The sequence below is a fragment of the uncultured Anaerovibrio sp. genome (assembly GCF_947302755.1).
Lineage (GTDB): Bacteria > Bacillota > Negativicutes > Selenomonadales > Selenomonadaceae > Anaerovibrio.
In genome coordinates this window covers 1-3,441 of record NZ_CAMYWM010000195.1, presented here as the reverse complement: position 1 = coordinate 3,441, position 3,441 = coordinate 1, and the positions used below count along the sequence as shown (strand labels likewise).

The window sequence follows — 3,441 nt, the reverse complement described above, 5'->3', positions numbered from 1 at the left end:
GGGAGATATGCTCGCCAGCTGTTGTAGTTTGTTTCCCCCCACCTAAAGAGGTGGGAGACATCTTAAAGCTCGTTATACCTTGGCTCATATTCAATTTACTTGGCTCTATTTGGCCTTACCTGGCTGCATGGTGCGGATTTGATTTGACCTTGTCTACAGCATCCTTTACTACATAAAGGAGCTCTACCTTGTTATCCTGACCAAAGGCACTGAGCTTGCTGATAATCTCTCCCCTGGAGCTGCTGACGTACCTTGGCTTCATGGAATTTAAGACTATAGCCTTAATATCCGCCACACATTGCTCACAGCGGCACACCCCGGGAATTTCGTCCAAAATGCTGTTCAGATTTTGATCCACAAACATTTCCATAACATTTTTAACTTCAATCGCCATAATTTCACCCCTTTATCCCCAAAACCTTATTACCACTATAGTATGCAATAATGGTATAGTATGTATAAAATTCATCAGACCAAAAATTATTTATACTGCCAATGGCAAACCTGCCGTTCAATAATATCAATTGTAGTAAACAAAATAAGACCCAAAAGGCTTAAAACAACAATGCCGGAGTACATTTCCAGATAATTTACCCGAAGCCAGGCATCCATTATAAAATACCCCATCCCATATTGAGTACCAAAGGTCTCGGTAAAAAACAATACAGAAATTGCTGTAGCCAGGGCTACCCGTATGGCGGTAATAAATTTTGGCAGCGAAGCGGGCCATAATACCTCAAAGAAAATATCCTTGAAGGAAGCTCCCAGGGAATACAAGGGGTAATAGGTTTCATTGGGAATAGCCCGTATTCCGTCCCGAAGAGCCACCACCACCTGAAATACAATAATAAGAAATATCATAAATACCTTGGATAATTCCCCTACACCAAATAGCAGCATTAGTATTGGAAGAAGGGCAATCTTGGGAACAGGATATGTCAAATAGACCACCGGTGCCAAAAATTTATCCGTTTTAGGGAAATAGCCCATCAATACCCCTAAGGGAAGGCCCACTGCCACAGCCATCAGCAGCCCTGCCCCGATACGCCACAGACTATATATACTATGAATAGCTATGTATTTCATAAAAATATCTGCCAGATTTTCCACCACTAGAACCGGAGATGGAATAATGGGCAAATCCACCAGCTGGGATACAAGAAACCATACCAGGGTCAGCACCAGTGCCGCCAGCAGATACCATAAACTAACTAATTTTCCCATGCCTGATTCCAGTCCTTTTTTATAGAATTCTTCAGCTTAAGGCTCATCTCAAAGAATTCCGGATTTTGACGTATGTCCTTGCCACCAAACAGTTGATTATCCACTATACGGTTTATATTCCCGGAGCTGGCGGATAACACAGCAATTCTTTGGCCCAGATACAGGGCCTCCTCCACATAATGGGTAACAAATATGGTAGAAACATTATTTTTTTGCCATAGCTTCAAAAATATATCCTGCATTTCCTCTCTGGTAATGGCATCCAGGGCCGAAAAGGGTTCATCCATCAACAGTACATCCGGCTGCAACGCAAATACTCTGGCCAGAGCCACCCGTTGCTGCTGTCCCCCACTAAGCTCCGTAGGATAACGGTGCCCCAGTCCCTCAATTCCCAGCTGTCGCATCAGCTTCTTCAAAACCTTGCGGTCAAGGAGCTCCGGAGCCCGTTTTATCTTCATCCCCAATCGTATATTGTCAACAACGGTTCTCCAGGGCAGCAGGCCGTAGTTTTGGGGCATAAAGCCAATGGTATGCTTTTTGGGATTAACCTCTTCCCCCTTAATCTTAATGGACCCCTCATAATCGGGAATAAGGCCGGCAATAGCCTTTAACAGGGTAGATTTACCACAACCGGAGGGCCCAATGACGGCCAAGGTGCCTCCCTCCGGTATACTTAGGCTTATGCCGGCTATGGCCGTATATACGTCACTATCGGATTTATATTTCACTGACAAATTTTCAATATCAATCATATTTCCAATCCAACCATCTTATCATTTAAGTAAGTCTACCACTAAATCATTGTAGGAAAATTCCTGCTTAATCAAGCCCTTGGTATTCATCCATTTCATGCAATCCACCACATCCTTTTCCTGAGGCAGACCGGCTTCACGATATTTAGGCAGCTTCAGGGCTGTCTTTGCTATACCGGGGAAGCCGCTTTTCTCGATGATTAAATCCATATATTCATCCTGTGGATGCCCGTTAAGATATTTTACAGCCTTGTTGTAGGCCCGATAAAAGGCCTGAAGCTCTGCCTTTTTATCATTTACACATTTTGCCGTAAACATCATCACCCCAGGTTTTATGCCCAGCTGCTCCGAATCAGTGATAAATTTACATCCATTGGCAACAGCAATACTGCCCATAGGCTCAGGCAGAGTGGCCGCAGCCAGCTTGCCGTTCTGGAGCATTTCCAGTCGGGTAGGAATCTGGGGTATCACTACCTTGTTTATACTGTCCTCCTTCATGCTTTGGGAAGCTGAAATCTGATCCGTAACATACTCAATAATGGTATTCTTGGAAACAGCCACGTCCTTGCCCACCAAGTCCCTGGCACTGGATACATTTTCATTTTTACCGGCAATCAGCTTGTAGTCACCGTCGGTATAGGCAGTTACCTTCACATCAAAGCCGCCACTTTTGGCAAAGGCCACCGCCAACAAATCTGATATGGCCCCGTCAAGATTGCCGCTTTGGAGGGCAGCATCCCGATCCATGGCACTTTTAAACTGCTGGATATTTACGGTCAGCCCCTCTTCGGCAAAATAGCCCTTTTCCTGGGCAATAATAATCGGTACAGAATCAATATCCGGCATTACCCCCACGGTTACCGCCTGTAAATTCTTGTTATCTGACGGCTTGGACCCACAGCCGGACACCAGCAGGGCACCTAAACAAATCAGTGATAATGCCAACAATAAATACTTCTTCACCTGCAATCCCTCCATCTGTTTCTAAAAGCATTATTTTAAAAGGGATAACCCCTGTTCCATATAATAAAGCACGCTGTCAATAAGACCCTTATTCTCGTTGTAAACCCGCTCAGCCTCCTCCTTAGTTTTTATGGCCTTCTGCCGCATGGCCTCCAGCTCGTCCAGCTGCCGGTTTACTTCATCATAGGTTTCCTTGGCCTCCTGAATGGAGCGATTAATTTCCTCCACCTTGCTTAAGGCCTGCTCCTCCGCCTTGGCTGAGTCCTTGGCGGCCTTTTCCTCCTTGGCCTCCTTGCCGGTAAATTTATCTATTACCTTTTCCGCACCGGATTTCTCCTGCTTGGTCTTATCAATTTGCTCCTGCCGGCCCTTCAGCTTATCCGCCTCGGCCTTTGCCGCCCGCTGCTGGGCCTCCAGATCCTTTATACGCTGGTCCAGCGCCTCCCTCCGGGAATTCAGGTCGTTCTGCCGTCCCTGGGCCGCACTGGCCTCCCGTTGGTAC

General features: G+C 46.0%; 5 protein-coding genes. All 5 read right to left on the bottom strand.

Annotated features, from left to right (window positions below):
* Nucleotides 1–115: 115 nt before the first annotated feature.
* Nucleotides 116–394 (bottom strand): late competence development ComFB family protein, encoded by a 279-nt coding sequence (locus Q0Y54_RS12350; protein ID WP_297968547.1) that lies wholly within the window; start codon nt 392–394, stop codon nt 116–118.
* 86 nt (nt 395–480) lie between these two features.
* Complete coding sequence (locus tag Q0Y54_RS12345; protein ID WP_297968544.1) at nt 481–1,224, bottom strand: ABC transporter permease; 744 nt, start codon at nt 1,222–1,224, stop codon at nt 481–483.
* A complete protein-coding gene (locus Q0Y54_RS12340) occupies nt 1,212–1,976 on the bottom strand; it encodes an ABC transporter ATP-binding protein (protein ID WP_297968541.1) in 765 nt (254 codons plus the stop codon). The genes Q0Y54_RS12345 and Q0Y54_RS12340 overlap by 13 nt, the downstream gene beginning before the upstream one ends.
* A 21-nt stretch (nt 1,977–1,997) precedes the next feature.
* Nucleotides 1,998–2,939, bottom strand: a complete 942-nt coding sequence (locus Q0Y54_RS12335; protein ID WP_297968537.1) for an ABC transporter substrate-binding protein — start codon at nt 2,937–2,939, stop codon at nt 1,998–2,000.
* Between the two features lie 30 nt (nt 2,940–2,969).
* A partial coding sequence (locus tag Q0Y54_RS12330) for a hypothetical protein (protein WP_297968534.1) occupies nt 2,970–3,441 on the bottom strand: 472 nt, incomplete at its 5' end.

What these genes read in the sequence shown, in the direction of transcription:
- Q0Y54_RS12340 (WP_297968541.1), bottom strand. Translation starts at nt 1,976, where the DNA reads ATGATTGATATTGAAAATTTGTCAGTGAAATATAAATCCGATAGTGAC.
- Q0Y54_RS12350 (WP_297968547.1), bottom strand. Translation starts at nt 394, where the DNA reads ATGGCGATTGAAGTTAAAAATGTTATGGAAATGTTTGTGGATCAAAAT.
- Q0Y54_RS12345 (WP_297968544.1), bottom strand. Translation starts at nt 1,224, where the DNA reads ATGGGAAAATTAGTTAGTTTATGGTATCTGCTGGCGGCACTGGTGCTG.